The 17,287-nt window shown below is 61.9% G+C and carries 13 protein-coding genes and 1 pseudogene; 7 read left to right on the forward strand and 7 right to left on the reverse strand.

What is annotated here, in order from left to right; all coding sequences use genetic code 11:
* Positions 1-80: 80 nt before the first annotated feature.
* From GYM54_RS15395 to glnA, 3 genes and pseudogenes are all read right to left on the reverse strand, one after another.
* A complete protein-coding gene (locus tag GYM54_RS15395) occupies positions 81-671 on the reverse strand; it encodes a DUF4124 domain-containing protein (RefSeq protein WP_374105172.1) in 591 nt (196 codons plus the stop codon).
* Positions 625-1,225, reverse strand: a pseudogene (locus GYM54_RS15400) (DUF4124 domain-containing protein). The gene GYM54_RS15395 and the pseudogene GYM54_RS15400 overlap by 47 nt, the downstream one beginning before the upstream one ends.
* Positions 1,226-1,447: 222 nt before the next feature.
* Positions 1,448-2,854 (reverse strand): glutamate--ammonia ligase, encoded by a 1,407-nt coding sequence (gene glnA, locus GYM54_RS15405; protein WP_131649435.1) that lies wholly within the window; start codon positions 2,852-2,854, stop codon positions 1,448-1,450.
* A 336-nt stretch (positions 2,855-3,190) separates the two neighbouring features.
* Here glnA and thiI point away from each other — a divergent pair, with 336 nt between their 5' ends.
* Positions 3,191-4,645, forward strand: a complete 1,455-nt coding sequence (gene thiI, locus GYM54_RS15410) for a tRNA uracil 4-sulfurtransferase ThiI (protein ID WP_131649436.1) — start codon at positions 3,191-3,193, stop codon at positions 4,643-4,645.
* A 169-nt stretch (positions 4,646-4,814) separates the two neighbouring features.
* On the forward strand, positions 4,815-6,638 hold the full coding sequence (gene typA / locus GYM54_RS15415; RefSeq protein ID WP_131649437.1) for a translational GTPase TypA: 1,824 nt from the start codon (positions 4,815-4,817) through the stop codon (positions 6,636-6,638).
* Positions 6,639-6,770: 132 nt separating this feature from the next.
* Here typA and GYM54_RS15420 read toward each other — a convergent pair whose 3' ends face one another.
* From GYM54_RS15420 to GYM54_RS15430, 3 genes are all read right to left on the reverse strand, one after another.
* Positions 6,771-7,973, reverse strand: coding sequence for an MFS transporter (locus tag GYM54_RS15420; protein ID WP_197444871.1), 1,203 nt, complete (start codon positions 7,971-7,973; stop codon positions 6,771-6,773).
* A gap of 337 nt (positions 7,974-8,310) precedes the next feature.
* On the reverse strand, positions 8,311-8,757 hold the full coding sequence (locus tag GYM54_RS15425) for a DUF2147 domain-containing protein (RefSeq protein WP_197444872.1): 447 nt from the start codon (positions 8,755-8,757) through the stop codon (positions 8,311-8,313).
* Positions 8,758-8,865: 108 nt separating this feature from the next.
* On the reverse strand, positions 8,866-10,491 hold the full coding sequence (locus GYM54_RS15430; protein WP_197444873.1) for an NAD(P)/FAD-dependent oxidoreductase: 1,626 nt from the start codon (positions 10,489-10,491) through the stop codon (positions 8,866-8,868).
* Between the two features lie 332 nt (positions 10,492-10,823).
* On the opposite strand from GYM54_RS15430, the gene GYM54_RS15435 reads away from it, so the two are divergent.
* From GYM54_RS15435 to GYM54_RS15445, 3 genes are all read left to right on the forward strand, one after another.
* A complete protein-coding gene (locus GYM54_RS15435) occupies positions 10,824-12,098 on the forward strand; it encodes a sorbosone dehydrogenase family protein (RefSeq protein ID WP_197444874.1) in 1,275 nt (424 codons plus the stop codon).
* 74 nt (positions 12,099-12,172) lie between these two features.
* Positions 12,173-12,523: a cytochrome c gene (locus tag GYM54_RS15440; RefSeq protein WP_181099448.1), complete on the forward strand. Its 351-nt coding sequence runs from the start codon at positions 12,173-12,175 to the stop codon at positions 12,521-12,523.
* Between the two features lie 196 nt (positions 12,524-12,719).
* Complete coding sequence (locus GYM54_RS15445) at positions 12,720-13,178, forward strand: DUF1456 family protein (RefSeq protein WP_197444875.1); 459 nt, start codon at positions 12,720-12,722, stop codon at positions 13,176-13,178.
* A gap of 587 nt (positions 13,179-13,765) precedes the next feature.
* Here GYM54_RS15445 and GYM54_RS15450 read toward each other — a convergent pair.
* On the reverse strand, positions 13,766-14,152 hold the full coding sequence (locus GYM54_RS15450) for a DUF4168 domain-containing protein (RefSeq protein WP_181099450.1): 387 nt from the start codon (positions 14,150-14,152) through the stop codon (positions 13,766-13,768).
* Between the two features lie 150 nt (positions 14,153-14,302).
* Between GYM54_RS15450 and GYM54_RS15455 the strand changes: the two genes are divergently transcribed.
* Both GYM54_RS15455 and GYM54_RS15460 read left to right on the forward strand, forming a co-directional pair.
* Complete coding sequence (locus GYM54_RS15455; protein ID WP_197444876.1) at positions 14,303-15,790, forward strand: ATP-binding protein; 1,488 nt, start codon at positions 14,303-14,305, stop codon at positions 15,788-15,790.
* The gene (locus GYM54_RS15460; RefSeq protein WP_197444877.1) at positions 15,777-17,183 is read left to right on the forward strand and encodes a sigma-54 dependent transcriptional regulator; all 1,407 of its coding nucleotides are present in this window, start codon (positions 15,777-15,779) and stop codon (positions 17,181-17,183) included. Before GYM54_RS15455 ends, GYM54_RS15460 begins: the two co-directional genes overlap by 14 nt.
* Positions 17,184-17,287: the final 104 nt, after the last annotated feature.

The following is a 17,287-nucleotide window of genomic DNA, read 5'->3' on the forward strand; positions in this document are numbered from 1 at the left end:
TCCAAAGCAGAGCATGGCAGAGAGACGGTAGGGCAAGTACGGCCGATACCACTTATGCACCATTTAGGTGCATAGGATGATCACAGAAAGGGCACGAAGGGAATATCTTTCTTTTCCTCGGGTTTGTCCTTCAGCGGACATTCGGGCCGCACGCCGTAATCGGCCTTTTTGCAGGGATTGACCATACGCCGCTGCGCAAGAGAGGTGCGCAATAGATGAAAGGTGCGAGGTGGGCTGCTTTGCAGTGTCTGCCCCTTGTCATCGACAACCTCCACGATCAGCTGGTGGCTGCCGCGGTCGATGTTCCCCAGTGCGAAGGTGGGTTCGATGGTGGCCGGCGCGATCGGGCTTCCATCGAGCAGCAGGCGGTAGAGGTGGCCGGGCTGCAAGGCGGGATCGCTAGTGACGCTGACGGACAGTTCGCCGGCATTGTTGCGCAGCGTGGTGTCGTGCTCAGGCTGGACGATTTCGAGCAACCGGTAAGTAAATTTGTTTTCGCGCGGCGCCTTGTCTGGCGTGGCTGGTGGCGCCGTCGGCTGAGCGGGCATGCTGTTGATTGATCTGGAATCGACCGATTCGGCCGCGCGGCCACCGGGACGGTCGGTGAATACGCGATTGCCCTGTTCATCTATGTAGGTGTAGATGCCGGCGCTGACGGGCAGCGCCAGCATCGACAGCAGGCCGAACAGGCCGAGGAGGGCTTTCATCTGCGTCCCGGATTGGACGTATGCACGCGTTGTACCGTGAATTCCTTAGCGCTGCGCTGCACGACTCGTTCGCCGCTGAGCACCTGAACCTCCACCACATGCGTGCCTCGGTCGACATTGTTCAGCTGCAGCGCAGTGCTTGCACTCGGCTCCGCCTGGGGTATGCCGTCGAGCAGAAAGCGGATCTGGTGTCCCTGGCGCAGTGATGGGTCGAGCTGGGCCGTGACGACGAACGTGCCGTTATTGGCGCGCAGCGCCTGTTCATCGGGTATGCCGCCGATGGAAAGAGTCTGGTAGGGCTGCTGGCTGCGGTCCTCGTCACGTTCGAGCGGAGGAGGGGGCGGCGGCGTGCGGATATCGACCGTATTGGCTGGCGGCAGCTCGACGGTGTCGACTGCGACGCCTTCTGGCGGCTGGTTGGTAAATACCGTGTTGCCCTTTTCATCGGTGTATTTGTAGATCTGCGCCAAGGCTGGCGCCGTGATGAGCAACAACAGGCTGAGCAATGCAAGGCGCATGGGAAGCTCCTCGGGTAAAGGTGCTGCAAGCCTTGCACCACTGATGTCGGCAGGCAAGCGTGATCAGCGCGAATTGGGAGCGGCCTCAACCTGACATCGTTGGCGGGAGTCTTGGGCCGTGTTGCACAGTGACCGAGCGGCGATCGGAAGGAAGAACGATCAGTGGCGGGACTAACAACAAGGCCTCCCGAAGGAGGCCTTGTTGTCATGCGCAGGCTGGGATCAGACGCTGTAGTACAGGTCGTATTCCAGCGGATGCACGAAGGTGCGGACCTTGATTTCTTCCTCGCTCTTGAGCTCGAGGTAGGCATCGATGAAGTCGTCGCTGAACACGCCGCCCTTGGTCAGGAACGCGCGGCCCTTGTCGAGTTCTTCCAGGGCTTCCTTCAGGCTGCCGCAAACCTGCGGGATCAGCTTGCCTTCTTCCGGCGGCAGATCGTAGAGGTTCTTGTCAGCGGCATCGCCAGGGTGAATCTTGTTCTGGATGCCGTCCAGGCCAGCCATCAGCAGTGCGGCGAAGCACAGGTAAGGGTTGGCAGCCGGATCCGGGAAGCGCGCTTCGATACGGCGGGCTTTCGGGCTGGAAACGTACGGGATACGGATCGAAGCGGAGCGGTTGCGAGCCGAGTAGGCCAGCATGACAGGTGCTTCGAAGCCAGGGACCAGACGCTTGTAGGAGTTGGTCGACGGGTTGGTGAAGCCGTTCAGGGCCTTACCGTGCTTGATGATGCCGCCGATGAAGTACAGGGCGGTTTCGGACAGGCCGGCATAGCCTTCGCCGGAGAAGGTGTTCTTGCCATCTTTGGAGATGGACATGTGCACGTGCATACCCGAGCCGTTGTCGCCGTACAGCGGCTTCGGCATGAAGGTCGCGGTCTTGCCGTAGGCATCGGCGACGTTGTGTACGCAGTACTTCAGAGTCTGAACTTCGTCAGCCTTGGCAACCAGGGTGTTGAACTTCACACCGATTTCGTTCTGGCCGGCAGTCGCCACTTCGTGGTGGTGAACTTCGATGACCAGGCCCATTTCTTCCATGGCGTTGCACATGGCAGTACGGATTTCATGGTCGTGGTCGCACGGCGGAACAGGGAAATATCCGCCTTTGACGGCAGGGCGATGGCCCTTATTGCCGCCTTCGACGTCCTGGTCGGTCATCCAGGAACCCTGCTCGGAGTAGATCTTGAACATCGAGCCGGAGATATCCGACTTGAACTTCACTTCGTCGAAAATGAAGAACTCCGGCTCCGGGCCGACGAATACGGTGTCGCCGATACCGGTGGACTTGAGGAATTCTTCGGCGCGCTTGGCGATGGAGCGCGGGTCGCGGTCGTAGCCCTGCATGGTGCTCGGCTCGACGATGTCGCAGACCAGGATCAGGGTCGGTTCTTCGGTGAACGGATCCAGCACGGCGGTTTCGTCGACCGGCATCAGGATCATGTCGGAAGCTTCAATGCCCTTCCAGCCATGGATGGAGGAGCCGTCGAACATCTTGCCATGTTCGAAGAAGTCTTCATCGTGAGCATCACGAGCCGGAATGGTGACGTGGTGCTGCTTGCCCTTGGTGTCAGTGAAGCGCAGATCAATCCACTTCACATCGTAATCTTTGATCAGTTGAAGCGACTTCGACATGGTGTTCTCCAAATAGTGGAAGCGCTGACAGGGGATGCTTCCGAAGCAGGGTGAAGCCGGGCGGCGATGTTCCGCCAAGGCAACCTGCCTCACAAGAGAGCAAATTGCATGCCAGTGCTCCGTCTTGGGTCCGGGCGCCTGAAATTGAAGGGCTGTTGTAACCGTGGGTGTCCCGGTGATGCGTGCTGTCCGCTTTGTGCACTTATTTGGTGCGTCGCTTTCTGGCTTTGTTCAATTTAAGTGCAATCGTACGGCTGGAGAAAACTGACTAAAGCTTGATCAGTTCCGCTATACTCCGCCCCCCTCTTTTTACGCCATATCGGCGCGCGCTGTTACATGAAGCTGATCGTCAAGGTTTTCCCCGAAATCACCATCAAGAGCCCACCGGTGCGCAAGGGCTTCATTCGTCAACTGGCGAAGAACATCCGCACCGTGCTGCGCGACCTCGATCCCGAACTGCGGGTGGAAGGCGTGTGGGACAACGTCGAGGTGGAAACCGTGCGTAGCGAGCCAAAGCTGCTGCGCGAGATGATCGAGCGCCTGCGCTGCACGCCGGGCATCGCTCACTGCCTGGAAGTCCATGAGTACCCGCTGGGCGATCTGGACGATATCGTCGAGAAGTGCAAGGCGCACTTCGCCGATCGGCTAGCCGGCAAGATATTCGCCGTTCGCTGCAAGCGCGCCGGCAAGCATCCCTTTAGCTCGATGGACGTCGAGCGCCACGTCGGCAGCGAGCTACGACAGCAGTGCGGTGCCGCCGGTATTTCGCTGAAAGCGCCGGAAATCGAAGTGCGGATGGAAATTCGCGACCAGCGTCTGTTCGTCATCCATGCTCAGCATGACGGCATCGGCGGCTATCCGCTGGGTGCGCTGGAGCAGACCCTGGTGCTGATGTCCGGTGGTTTCGACTCCACCGTTGCGGCTTATCAAATGATGCGCCGCGGGCTGATGACCCATTTCTGCTTCTTCAACCTCGGCGGTCGCGCCCATGAACTGGGGGTGATGGAAGTCGCCCACTATCTATGGAAGAAATACGGCAGCTCGCACCGCGTGTTGTTTATCAGCGTGCCGTTCGAAGAGGTGGTCGGCGAGATTCTGAAGAAAGTCGACAACAGCCAGATGGGCGTGGTCTTGAAGCGCATGATGCTGCGTGCTTCCACGCAGATCGCCGAGCGCCTGCACATCGATGCGCTGGTCACCGGCGAGGCGATTTCCCAGGTTTCCAGCCAGACGCTGCCCAATCTCTCGGTGATCGACTCGGCCACCGACATGCTGGTGCTGCGCCCGCTGATCGCCGCGCACAAGCAGGACATCATCGATACCGCGTTCGAGATCGGCACCGCCGAGTTCGCCAAGAACATGCCCGAGTATTGCGGCGTGATCTCCAAGAACCCGACTACCCGCGCCAAGCGCTACCGCGTCGAGCACGAAGAAAAGCAATTCGATATGCAGGTGCTCGAGCGCGCTCTGGAGAACGCCCGCCAAGTCGCCATCGATCGCGTGATCGACGAGCTGGGGCAGGATATTCAGGTAGAGGAAGTAATCGAGGCGACGGCCAGCCAAGTCATTCTCGACATCCGTCACCCCGATGCCGCCGAGGACGAACCTCTGCAACTGCAGGGCATCGAAGTGCAAACACTGCCGTTCTATGCGCTTAACAACCGATTCAAGGAACTGGATGTGAACCGCCAGTACCTGCTGTATTGCGATAAAGGTGTCATGAGTCGCCTGCATGCTCATCATCTGCTGAGCGAGGGACATGTCAATGTGCGCGTTTATCGTCCGAGCTAAACAGCCCGGCCTGCTGGGCGGCAGTATCCGCCACCGCCCTCCCGACCCGCTTCGTGGCTGTATTGCCGCGACATGCCATTAACGATCTGCACTTTCTTTCATCCGTTTTTTCGCGTTGGCCGCTCGATGCATTTGCAGAGCAGCCCGACCCAACTACGAGACCACTACTGTGATCGAGAATCTACGTAACATCGCCATCATCGCTCACGTTGACCATGGCAAAACCACCCTGGTCGATGCCCTGCTGCGTCAATCCGGCACCCTGGAGCGCAACGAGCTCAACGACGAGCGCGTGATGGACAGCAATGACCAGGAAAAGGAACGCGGCATCACCATCCTGGCAAAAAACACTGCCATCAAGTGGAGCGGCTACAACATCAACATCGTCGACACCCCCGGCCACGCCGACTTCGGCGGTGAGGTCGAGCGCGTCATGTCGATGGTCGACTCGGTGCTGCTGGTGGTGGACGCCCAGGACGGCCCGATGCCGCAGACTCGTTTCGTGACGAAGAAAGCATTCGAAGCCGGCCTGCGTCCGATCGTGGTGATCAACAAGATCGACCGTCCGGGCGCGCGTCCGGACTGGGTCATGGACCAGATTTTCGACCTGTTCGACAACCTGGGCGCCACCGACGAGCAACTGGACTTCCAGGTGGTGTATGCCAGCGCCCTGAACGGCATTGCCGGTCTGGATCACAGCGACATGGCCGAAGACCTGACCCCGCTGTACCAGGCCATTGTCGACCACGTCCCGGCCCCGAACGTCGATATCGACGGCCCGTTCCAGATGCAGATCTCGGCGCTGGACTACAACAGCTTCCTCGGCATCATCGGTGTGGGCCGCATCGCCCGCGGTCGCGTCAAGCCGAACACCCCGGTCACTGCCATCGACACGCAGGGCAAGAAGCGTAACGGCCGTATTCTCAAGCTGATGGGTCACCATGGTCTGCACCGCGTCGACGTCGACGAAGCCACCGCAGGCGACATCGTCTGCGTCAGCGGTATGGATGAGCTGTTCATCTCCGACACCCTGTGCGACCAGAACAACGTCGAAGCGATGAAGCCGCTGACCGTTGACGAGCCGACCGTTTCCATGACCTTCCAGGTCAACGATTCGCCGTTCTGCGGCAAGGAAGGCAAGTTCGTCACCAGCCGTAACATCAAGGAGCGCCTGGACAAGGAGCTGCTGTACAACGTGGCCCTGCGCGTCGAAGAAGGCGATTCGGCCGATAAGTTCAAAGTCTCCGGTCGCGGCGAGTTGCACCTGTCGGTACTGATCGAAACCATGCGTCGTGAGGGCTTCGAGATGGCCGTGGGCCGTCCAGAAGTGATCATTCGCGAAGTTAACGGCGCCAAGCACGAGCCGTTCGAGAATGTCACCATCGATATCCCTGAAGAAGCTCAGGGAAAGGTCATGGAAGAGATGGGCCTGCGTAAGGGCGACCTGAGCAACATGGTCCCGGATGGCAAGGGCCGTGTACGCCTGGAGTACAACATTCCAGCGCGTGGTCTGATCGGTTTCCGTAACCAGTTCCTGACCCTGACCAACGGTGCAGGCATCCTGACCTCGATCTTTGACCGTTACGACGTGATGAAGTCCGGCCACATGTCCGGTCGTCAGAACGGCGTACTGGTTTCGATCGATACCGGTAAGGCGCTGACCTACTCGCTGGAAACCCTGCAGGCGCGCGGCAAGCTGTTCGTCGAGCACGGCCAGGAAATCTACAACGGTCAGATCGTCGGCCTGAACAGCCGTGACAACGATCTCGGCGTTAACCCCACCAAGGGTAAGAAGCTCGACAACATGCGCGCTTCGGGCAAGGACGAAACCATCGCCCTGGTCCCGCCGGTCCGCTTCACCCTTGAGCAGGCGCTGGAGTTCATCCAGGACGACGAGCTCTGCGAAGTGACGCCGAAGTCGATCCGTCTGCGCAAGAAGATTCTCGACGAAGGCGAGCGTAGCCGCGCTGCGAAGAAAGCCAACAAGGCTTGATTATCGCTTAGCTGTAACAAAAAGGCGCCTTCGGGCGCCTTTTTGTTACCCGCAATATTGCTCCGCTTTTAGTTCCGTATGTCTTTGGCTCTTGCAGGAAATATACAGACCACACGATGGGCGAAATCCTGGTCAATGCGAGCCTGTATGCGAATGTGAAGCCGCCATGAGCGCATCGGAAGAGTCCAATTCAGCATTGCTCCTGTGAGTAGACGCGCCAACTGCGCAGAGCAATGCCAGTGCGGTGAGGCCGAGACCGACCCAGGGGGTCCAGCCAACGCCTGCAAGCGCAATGACCAGCCCTCCGATAGCCGCGCCCAGCCCCACGCCCAGATGCATCGCCGAGGTGTTCACAGCGACCCCGGCGCTGCCGCTGGCGGGGTCGCTGTGGAGCAGAAAGCTCTGCACGGCCGGAGAAATCATCCAGCTGATGGTGCTCCAGAGCATCACGCTCGGGATGAAGAGGGCGCTGTTCAAGCTCAGCGGAATGGCCGCCAACGCCAGGCTGAAGGCCGCCGGAATAAGCACGAGCGCCAGGCGCGGACCTAGGCGATCAGACAGCCAGCCGCCCAGATAGCCGCCCCCCAGCGCGGCCAGGCCGATCAGCAACAGCAGTCCGCTCACCGCGGCGGCATCGGTGATCCCAAGGGTGGCCGCCAGGTACGGTGTGAAATAGGTGAATAAGGTGAAGTGCCCGCCGAGCAGCAGTATCGAGACGGCCTGCGCCAGCCAGAGCGGCCGGTGGCTCAGCTGTCTCAGGTAGCCGGCGCGACCTGGCAGGGCGCTGGAGCGGCTGTCGGGCAAATATCGCCACAGGAGCAGGCTCAGGGGTAATGAGTAAATCGCGATACCAAAAAAGACCCAGCGCCAGCCGAACCAGCTCGTAATCTGTACGCCCAACGGCACGCCGAAAACCAGCGAGGCGCTGATGCCCAGGAAGATGATGCCGATGGCCCGGCCCTGTTGCCCCGGTGGCGCCAGTTCCGATGCCAGCAGCGTCGACATGACGATCAGCAGCCCGCAGCAGGCGGCCATGCCGATGCGAGCCAGGAGCAAGCTGGAGTAGTTCGGGCTGATTGCGGCGAACGCATTGAATAGCGCGAAGATCAGCAGCGCCACTACCAGCAGGCGGCGACGTTCCCAGCGTCTGGTCAGCCAGGTGACCAGCGGGACGGCTACGGCAAAAGCGATGGAGAAGAGGGTCGTCAACTGGCCGGCCAGGCTGACCGAAACCCGGAGGTCGCTGGCCAATGGCGGCAAGATGCCGATAAGAACACTCTCCGCCACGCCAGCAGCGAAGGCGGTGAGCGATAGTAGAAACAAACGAAGGTCCATGACGGCTCCGATTCCCGGTGAGGGGTTTCGGGCGCTGTGTGCCTTCGGTTATCCCAAATTGAGTGTGAGCGGGTCATTGATGTGCGCGCTGACGCGAGGCATCAACCCATTCAGCCGGGTAACGATAGTGACGGGTGATCGAGCCGTCAACACAGCAGCCGACCATGAGCGGCAGTGCCCTCGCGGTCGGTTGATCGGTGTGTTTGATGGGTGGAACCGGTCATTCCAGCTTCCGCGCGACATCGACGCGGTTGCGTTGGTCCCGCGAACCAGCGCTGAGGTGCAGCGCTGGTCAGGCCAGCGCCGTGTGACCCGCCTGGTTTGAGGACTTACGGCCTTACTGGCGAATCCAGGTCTGGGTGCGGCCTAGCGCTTCGATGCCCACGTAGCCGCGCATTTCCAACTTTTTGCCGCCTTCGAGCACGGTGACCTTGGCGCGGTAGGTCTTACCCTTGGCGGGATCGAGAATGTTGCCGTCGCTCCAGACGCGTTCGCCGTCGGGCTTGAGTCCCCAGAGAATGGTCATGCCGGTGATCGGCTGGTCTTTGCGCTCGCCCTCGCACGCGCTGCACAGCGGGTTGGGGCCTTGGTCCGACTGCAGAATTTCCGCCACCTTGCCGCTCAACGTGCCGTCAGCGGCTTCCTGGATATCGACGATGGACCTGGGCTTGCCGGTTTCGTCATCAATGGTTTGCCAGCGGCCGGCTGGCGATTCGGCGGCGAAGGCCATTGATGTGATGGTCAGCGGCAATGCCAGCAATAGTGCGGTGAACAGCGAGCGCATGGTTTCTCCTGCGGCGGTAATCGATGGCAGCGACTCTATCACTGGTTTCGCCTCTGGGGTCGAGCGCGGGAGTACATCACCAGACGAGCGAAAGACGCCCGCCAGCGCTCAATGCTTCCCGGCCAGGTCTGCCAACATCGCCGTCGCCACCGCCTCTGCAACCTTGATGCCGTCGACTCCAGCGGAAAGGATGCCGCCAGCGTAACCGGCGCCTTCACCGGCTGGGTACAGCCCGCGGGTGTTGATGCTCTGCAGGGATTCGTTGTCGCGCTTGATCCGCACCGGTGATGAGGTGCGGGTCTCGATGCCGGTGAGTATCGCGTCGGCGCGGTCGAAGCCGCGGATCTGCTTGCCGAACGCCGGCAGGGCTTCGCGGATCGCCTCGATCACGTAATCGGGTAGCGACGGTGCCAGGTCGCCCAGGCGCACGCCGGGCTTGTAGGACGGCTCGACCTCGCCGAATTCGCTCGAAGCCTTGCCGCGAATGAAATCACCCACCAACTGCCCCGGCGCGCAGTAATCGCTGCCGCCCAGCTCGAAGGCGCGCGATTCCAGCCTTTCCTGTAGCTCGACGCCGGCCAGCGGGCCGCCGGGGAAATCCTCATCCGGATTGATGCCGACGACGATACCGGCGTTGGCGTTGCGCTCGTTGCGCGAGTACTGGCTCATGCCGTTGGTGACCACGCGGTTGGGCTCGGATGTGGCCGCTACCACGGTGCCGCCCGGGCACATGCAGAAGCTGTAGACCGCCCGGCCATTCTTGGCGTGATAGACCAGTTTGTAGTCGGCGGCGCCCAGCTCCGGATGCCCGGCATATTTGCCCAGGCGCGCGCTGTCGATCAGTGATTGCGGATGCTCGATGCGAAAGCCTACGGCGAAGGGTTTGGCTTCCATATACACGCCGTGCTGGTGCAGTACGCGGAAGGTGTCGCGCGAGCTATGACCCAGAGCGAGCACCACATAGCGGCTGCGAATTTCCTCGCCGTCAGCCATGCGCGCACCCTGGATGCGGCCGTCTTCGATGATGAAGTCGACCACGCGGCTGTCGAAGCGCACTTCGCCGCCCAGCGCCTTGATCTCTTCACGCATGGTCGAGACCACGCCGGTCAGGCGGAAGGTGCCGATATGCGGCTTGCTGACGAACATGATTTCTTCCGGCGCGCCGGCGCGGACGAACTCGTACATCACCTTGCGACCGTAGAACTTCGGGTCCTTGATCTGGCTGTAGAGCTTGCCGTCGGAGAACAGCCCGGCGCCGCCCTCGCCGAATTGCACGTTGGATTCCGGGCTCAGCACCTTTTTGCGCCACAGCGCCCAGGTGTCCTTGGTGCGGCTGCGCACGTCGCGCCCGCGCTCCAGCACGATCGGCCGGAAGCCCATCTGCGCCAGGCTCAGCGCGGCGAACAGGCCGCACGGGCCGAAACCGATCACCAGCGGGCGCTCGTTCAGTCCCTCGGGTGCCTGGCCGACCGGGTAATAGCCGGTGTCCGGGGCTGGGCGGATGTTGCGGTCGTTGGCCAGGCGCTGCAGCACCTGGTCTTCGCTCGCCACGTCGGCATCGATGATGTAGACGAAGGTGATCTCGCTGTTCTTCTTGCGCGCGTCATAGCTGCGCTTGAAGACGTTGAAGCCGAGCAGCTCGGTATCGGTGATCTTCAGGCGCGCCACGACGGCCTGGCGCAGGGCGTCGGCGGGGTGATCGAGCGGCAGTTGCAGTTCGTTGATGCGAATCATGGCGAGTCCTGGCCGGTGGCCCCGGCAGAGGTGAGCGTGAAAGGGCGTGACGGCAAGCGTATGCGCGGCGCGCAGTGTAACGGCGCCGTTCAGGGCTGTCATTGCGCGAGCGCATGTGGTGGATGGCCGGCGGCGCCGATGCTCGACGGGTAAGCGTCCAGTCACGCACATCGTCTGGCAAAGGGCATTTTTAGCGCTACGCTTTGACAACGCGCTCACTTTTCAGCTGTCGGCGAGCCAGCCACTTGCGACTGCCTATGCCGTTGTGCAGCCGCTTACAAAACAACAACGATCGCCCCGACAAGTCGATCGACCGCAGAGGTCGCCGCCCTATGAAACTCGCTTTCGTTTCCCTCAGTGCCTTGCTGTTCATCGGGGCGGGGTCCGCCATGGCCGCGCCGACCAGTGACGAAGCGCTGGAACGCATGCGTTCGATGAAGACCACCGGCCAGTCCCTGGATATGAAAACCGTGCCGCAGGACGGCGAGATCGCCGATGCGATTAGGGACAACCTCAAACGCATCAAACTGCCGGACGGCTTCAAGATCGACCTCTACGCGGTGGTACCGGATGCGCGGCACATGGCGGTTGGGCCGTCCAGCGGCGTAGTGTTCGTCGGCACCCGTAAGACCGATCTGTGGGCGGTTACCGACCGGACCAAGAATCGCACCGCTGATGAAGTCAAACGCTTCGCGCCGGCTATCTCCTTTACCCAGCCGGGCCCGTGTTTCAGCCCCGATGGCTTCCTGTTCGTCGCCGAGCACAACCGCGTGCTGGTGTTCCCTGCCGCCGAGTTTTTCTACGAAGGTCCGGACGTGGCGGCGGACATCGTCGTGCCGACGGGCGAGCTGATTCCGACCGATGAGGAGAGTTACAACCACGGCGCTAGAGTCTGTGCCGTGGGGCCTGACAACAAGCTGACCGTTTCGCTCGGGCAGCCACACAACGTGCCGTCCAAGGACAAGCTTGAGCTGTACAACCAGCACGGCATCGGCGGCATCGTGCGCATGGAGCGCGATGGCAGCAAACGCGAGGTTTATGCAACCGGCGTACGCAACTCGGTGGGCATCACCTATAACCCGACCACCAAGGAGCTGTGGTTTACCGACAACCAGGTAGACGGCATGGGCGATGACACCCCGCCTGGCGAGATCAACCACGCGCCGAAGGCCGGCATGCAGTTCGGCATGCCCTGGTATGGCGGCGGTCAGGTGCGCACCAATGAATACGCTGAGGAGACGCCGCCGGAGGGCCTGACCTTTCCCGTCGTGGAAACCGTGGCCCACGCAGCTGATATGGGGCTGACGTTCTACACCGGCAAAATGTTTCCCGAGAAGTATCGCGGGGGGCTGTTCAGTGCGCAGCGCGGCAGCTGGAACCGCACCGTGCCGGCTGGCGCGCGGGTGATGTTCACACCGTTCGCCGCCGACGGCAGTGCGCCGTCCGGCGATACGGTGCCTTTCGCCGAAGGCTGGCTGAATGAGGAAACCGGCGAGTACTTCGGCCGTATCGTCGACGTGGCCCAGCTAAAGGACGGCTCCCTGCTGGTCAGCGATGACACCGCAGGCGCCATCTACCGTATCTCATACGACGGCGGCGAGAACTGAGCCACCGAGGTAACGGGGCTGGCCGGCGCCGCGCTGTTTGGCGGCGCGGCAGCCACACGCATCAAGGAGAATTCATGGCATCAGGTAATCGCAACGGTTGGCTGATTCTCCGGTTGGTCCTGCTCGCGGCGCTGTGCGCGACGACAATGACGGCGCAAGCAGCAGGCGACATTGCATCAGGCAAAACCAAGGCGAAGATGTGTGCGGCCTGCCATGGCCTCGATGGGCTGAGCAAAGCGGCGGACGCACCTAATCTGGCCGGCAACGGCGAGCTGTATCTAGCTGGTCAGCTGAAAGCGTTTCGGAGCGGCGCGCGCAAACATCCACAGATGAGCGTTATCGCCGCGAGTTTGAGCGAGGAAGATATTGCCGACCTGACGGCCTGGTATTCGGCGATCAAGGTCAGCGTGGAGTTGCCGCAGTAGCGGCCTGAACGGACGAGCGTTGCAGCCGTCAGCTCGCCGCCTTGCCGAGTACCGTTCGAGCGGCGCTTTCCTGAACATTTGTGCTATCCCCTATACTCCGCGCCCATCCGAGCCGCCATCGTCATTGCCTGGATCACAGAATTCAGCGCATCACCCATCGCCGCGCTCGCTCATACAAACGAAGTAAGGATTATCCATGGTCAACAACGATGTGCTGCGCAGCCTGCGCTACATCCTCAACGTCGATGACGCGAAGATCGCCGAGATCACCCGGCTCACGGGGTGCGAACTCCCCGATGCCGAGGCGGTGGCTTATCTGAAGAAGGAAGACGAGGCAGGCTACAAACCCTGCGGCGACCGGATCATGGCGTATTTTCTCGACGGCCTGGTGATCTACAAACGCGGCAAGGACGAGAGCCGCCCAACCCCGCCGATCGAAGTGCCAGTGACCAACAACATGGTGCTGAAGAAGCTGCGTGTGGCCTTCGAGCTGAAGGAGGACGACATACACGCAATCCTCAAGGCAGCTGATTTCCCGGTATCCAAACCGGAACTCAGCGCGCTGTTCCGCAAGGCCGGGCACAGCAACTACCGGGTCTGTGGCGACCAGCTGCTGCGTAACTTCCTCAAAGGCTTGGCGTTGCGCGGTAAGTGACCGAGCGAGCAAAGCCGTAACCACCCGGCCCACCCTGCGCCGCATGACTAGCTATGTAGGGTGGGCTTTAGCCCACCAACATGATCGCCACGATACGAGGAAGGGCATCTAACCGACCTCCGCGCTCGTTTTGATCGTACCCACGCGCTGGCTTGGACGCGCCTTGGTGATACTCCGCGTCATAGCGTCTTAACGGTGGGCTGAAGCCCACCCTACGTTACTGCGCAACTTCCTCAAGGGGTTGGCGTTGCGTGGGAAGTGTTGAGCGGGCAACGCCGTAACCACCCGACCCAGCTTTTGTAGGGTGGGCTTTAGCCCACCAACATGACCGGTACGATACGTGGAAGGGCATCTAACCGAACTCCGCGCTCGCTTTGATCGTACCCACGCTCCGGCGTTGACGCGCCTTGGTGATTCCGCGTCTTAACGGTGGGCTGAAGCCCACCCTACGCACCACGTCACTGCGTACCTTTCTAACGGGGGCTTGGCGCTGCGTGGAAGTGAGCGAGCAGCTTGCACGCCACGACTTTTGCGGACCGAAAAAAAGCCCCGCCGAAGTAGGCGGGGCTCGTTGAGTCTGTGAGCCTTTATTTTTGCACCATGGCGATGACGCGATCACGCAGTTGTGGGTCGCTCTGTACGGCCTGGTTGATGGCGTTGTATTCCTCGATGCTGAGGTCGTTGTCCTCGACGCTGCTCATCATCTTCTCATTGGCCTCTTGCTGTAGCTGCTGGGCCTCGGCCGGGTCGCCGGTCTTCTCGAGCTTGGCGGTGAAGTCCTCGCGAATCTCCATGATTTCGCCCAGCGAGTCGGCGAACTTCTCCAGCTTCTGGTCGCTGATGTCCGACGCCTGTATGGCCGGGGCGGGCTGAGTGGCCTGGGTGGCCTGCTGCGCCGACACCTGGGAAGCGCCGGCGGCCATGAACAGGGCGGCGAGGCTGGCGGATACAAGGCGGGTTTTCAGCTTGGTCATGTTCGATATTCCTGGCTTCTGAAAGACGCAAGGAAGGGTGCATCACCCGTGCCAAAACAGACGCAACCGATAACCCTTTGATTCATAAGTACTTATGCCGGCCGTCTTGTTCGCGTCGACGCTTCGGAAGCGGTTCTGTATCGTGCCGAAATGGCACATGTAGCAGTTTGGCAAAGAACTTCGACCCTGCGCGGCGCGTTGCTGTTGAAGGTCGTGATCCCGCTGGTGGCGATCATGCTCGGCTTCAGTTACCTGTTGCTGTGGACGGTCGAGCGCAACAGCGAGCGGCGTTTGCAGGAAGAGGTCGAGCTGGTCGCGCGGGCGGTCCGGCTGCCACTCAGCGACAGTCTGGAAAAACAGCACGACCGCACTTCGCAGCAGGTACTGGAGTCGGTGCTTGGCGTCGGTCGTGTTTATGGCGCCTATCTCTATGACCATCAGGGCGAATTGGTGGCCTTTGCCGGGGCCATCGAGCCGGATCAGGATCAATCCTCGATTCAGGAGCTGACCGCCGACGGCAAGCGTCGTGGCGGCTATCAGCGCATCCGCGGGCGCGAGGTGTATTCCTACTTCGTGCCGCTCGAACAGAGCGGCGGACGCATCAATGGGCTGTTGCAGGTCACTCGTCGCGGGACGGATTTCGAGCGCGACACACGCCGGCTGCGCGTGATCGCCGGCATTTCCGCAGCGGTGCTGGCGTTGGCGGCGGTCTGCATCGTCCTGCTCGGTCACTGGTCGGCCATCGGCCGGCATTTGCAACAGCTGACCCAGAGCATGGCGCGGGTCGCTTCGGGGGATCGCCGTCATCGCGCACCTCGCAGCGGCCCCCAGGAGATCGCCGTACTGGGTCGCGCGCTGAACCAGATGCTCGACAGCATCGCCGATGCCGAACAGCGCATGGCCGAGCAGAAGGCGCGCGAGGCGGAACTCGAAGCCCGCTTGCGGCGCACCCAGCAACTGGCCGCGGTGGGTCGTCTGGCGGCCGGTGTCGCCCATGAACTGGGCAGTCCGCTCAGCGTCATCGATGGCAAGGCGCAGCGTGTTTTACGCAGCGAGCATCTGGAAGACGGGCAACGCAAGGGCCTGTTGCAGATACGCAGTCAGGTGCAGCGCCTGAGTCAAATCGTCCGGCAATTGCTGGAATTTGGCCGCGCCGCTGGCCTTCCGGCCCGACGAATGCCCGCCGATGTACTGGCGCATTCGGCGGCCGCCGCGGTGGCCGACGAGCTGGCCGCGCTGAAGGTTGCACTCATGCTCAAGGCGCCTGCCACGGCTCTGCATTGCGAGGTCGATCCGCCGCGCTTCGAACAGGCCCTGACCAATCTACTGCGCAACGCCGCCCAGGCCAGTCCGGGCGGCCGCGTGCTGCTGCGTTGGTGGCGGGAGGACGACTGCCTGCTGTTCCAAGTCGAGGACGACGGCCCCGGTGTGGCCGAGCAGCATCGCGCGGCCCTGTTCGAGCCGTTCTTCACCACCAAACCGGTAGGCAAGGGCAGTGGGCTCGGGCTCGCCGTGGCCCATGGCGTGGTGGCCGAATGTGGCGGCCGTATCGAATTGGTCGAAAGCTCGCTGGGTGGTGCGGCGTTTCGTATTTCTCTGGCGCTGGCTGATGAGGAGGATAAGGATGCAGCAGGATGACAGCGCGCCGCAGCGGGTGCTTGTGGTGGAAGATGACGACGGTCTGCGTCAGCTATTGGTCGAGGAGCTGGAAGACCGCGCGTTAACGGTGCAATCTATGGCCAGCGCCGAAGATGCCGTGCCGCTGCTGGAGAGCTGGGAACCGGATCTGGTAATCAGCGACCTGCGCCTGCCGGGCGCCGATGGCATGGCGCTGCTGCGGCGGGTCAAGGCAATGCAGGCGGCGCCAGCGTTTCTGGTGATCACCGCGTTCGGCAGTATTCAGCAGGCGGTGGCGGCCTTGAAGGAAGGCGCCGATGAGTTTCTGACCAAGCCGCTGGATCTGGATCATCTTGGTCTCGCCGTTTCGCGTGCGCTGGAGACCCGTCGTTTACGCGGCGAGGTGCGGCGCTTTCAGCAGCTGCTCAGCGACGACCGCTTTCACGGCATGCTCGGTCGCAGTCGAGCGATGCGCGAGTTGTTCGACCAGATCCGCCAGCTGGCCCGCGCGGCTGGTCCCGTGCTGGTGATCGGCGAAAGTGGCACCGGCAAGGAACTGGTCGCCCGCGCCGTGCATGCCGAGAGTGAGCGGGCGCAGCGGCCTTTCCTGGCGATCAACTGTGCTGGGCTGCCGGCCGAATTGCTGGAAAGCGAGTTCTTCGGCCACGCCGCCGGCGCCTTTACCGGCGCCAACCGCGCGCACAAGGGGCTGTTCCAACAGGCCGACGGCGGCACTTTGTTTCTCGACGAGATCGGCGAAATGCCGTTGCCGTTGCAGGCCAAACTGCTGCGCGTGCTGCAGGAGGGCACCATTCGCCCGGTGGGTGGCGAGCGCGAACTGAGTGTCGACGTACGCATCATCGCCGCCAGTAACCGTCCGCTGGAAACGGCTGCTGGCCGCGAGTCGTTTCGCGAAGATCTGTTCTTCCGTCTGGAGACCTTCATCCTTCAAGTGCCCCCGCTGCGCGACCGCGAAGAGGATCGCGAGCTTCTCGCCGCCGGTTTCGTCGCGCACTTCGCTGCACGCGACGGGCGACCCGTGCGTGGCCTGTCGCGCACCGCGCTGGAACAGCTGCGGCGCTATCCGTTCCCCGGCAACGTACGCGAACTGCAGAACGCCATGGAGCGCGCGGTGACCTTCTGTCATGGGCGTGACATCGAGCTGGAGCAATTGCCGACGCGCATCGCCAGCTATCAGGAAAGCACGCCCGCAACCCGCGCCGACGAACTGCTCGGGCTGATGATCGACGGCCCGTTGCTGCCGACTCTGGACGAGCTGGAGATGCGTTACATCCACCACGTGCTGGAGCGGGTCGAGGGCAACAAACGTCGTGCCGCAGCCTTGCTCGGGATCGGTCGTCGGACCCTGTATCGGCGCCTGGGTGAGAAAGAGCAGGACCCGGAGGAAGGCTGAGCCGTCAGCGACGCGCACGCTGGAACGCACGCCGGGCAACTGAGTCGAAATGTCCGGTCTCGATGTGCTGGCCGCCCTCGGCGCTTCACCTGCGTCGCTCACAG

It is taken from the genome of Pseudomonas sp. MTM4 (genome assembly GCF_019355055.1).
GTDB lineage: Bacteria > Pseudomonadota > Gammaproteobacteria > Pseudomonadales > Pseudomonadaceae > Stutzerimonas.

What these genes read in the sequence shown, in the direction of transcription:
- GYM54_RS15435 (WP_197444874.1), top strand. Translation starts at nt 10,824, where the DNA reads ATGAAACTCGCTTTCGTTTCCCTCAGTGCCTTGCTGTTCATCGGGGCG.
- GYM54_RS15395 (WP_374105172.1), bottom strand. Translation starts at nt 671, where the DNA reads ATGCTGGCGCTGCCCGTCAGCGCCGGCATCTACACCTACATAGATGAA.
- GYM54_RS15430 (WP_197444873.1), bottom strand. Translation starts at nt 10,491, where the DNA reads ATGATTCGCATCAACGAACTGCAACTGCCGCTCGATCACCCCGCCGAC.
- GYM54_RS15450 (WP_181099450.1), bottom strand. Translation starts at nt 14,152, where the DNA reads ATGACCAAGCTGAAAACCCGCCTTGTATCCGCCAGCCTCGCCGCCCTG.
- thiI (WP_131649436.1), top strand. Translation starts at nt 3,191, where the DNA reads ATGAAGCTGATCGTCAAGGTTTTCCCCGAAATCACCATCAAGAGCCCA.
- GYM54_RS15440 (WP_181099448.1), top strand. Translation starts at nt 12,173, where the DNA reads ATGGCATCAGGTAATCGCAACGGTTGGCTGATTCTCCGGTTGGTCCTG.
- GYM54_RS15425 (WP_197444872.1), bottom strand. Translation starts at nt 8,757, where the DNA reads ATGCGCTCGCTGTTCACCGCACTATTGCTGGCATTGCCGCTGACCATC.
- GYM54_RS15445 (WP_197444875.1), top strand. Translation starts at nt 12,720, where the DNA reads ATGGTCAACAACGATGTGCTGCGCAGCCTGCGCTACATCCTCAACGTC.
- GYM54_RS15460 (WP_197444877.1), top strand. Translation starts at nt 15,777, where the DNA reads ATGCAGCAGGATGACAGCGCGCCGCAGCGGGTGCTTGTGGTGGAAGAT.
- GYM54_RS15455 (WP_197444876.1), top strand. Translation starts at nt 14,303, where the DNA reads ATGGCACATGTAGCAGTTTGGCAAAGAACTTCGACCCTGCGCGGCGCG.
- GYM54_RS15420 (WP_197444871.1), bottom strand. Translation starts at nt 7,973, where the DNA reads ATGGACCTTCGTTTGTTTCTACTATCGCTCACCGCCTTCGCTGCTGGC.
- glnA (WP_131649435.1), bottom strand. Translation starts at nt 2,854, where the DNA reads ATGTCGAAGTCGCTTCAACTGATCAAAGATTACGATGTGAAGTGGATT.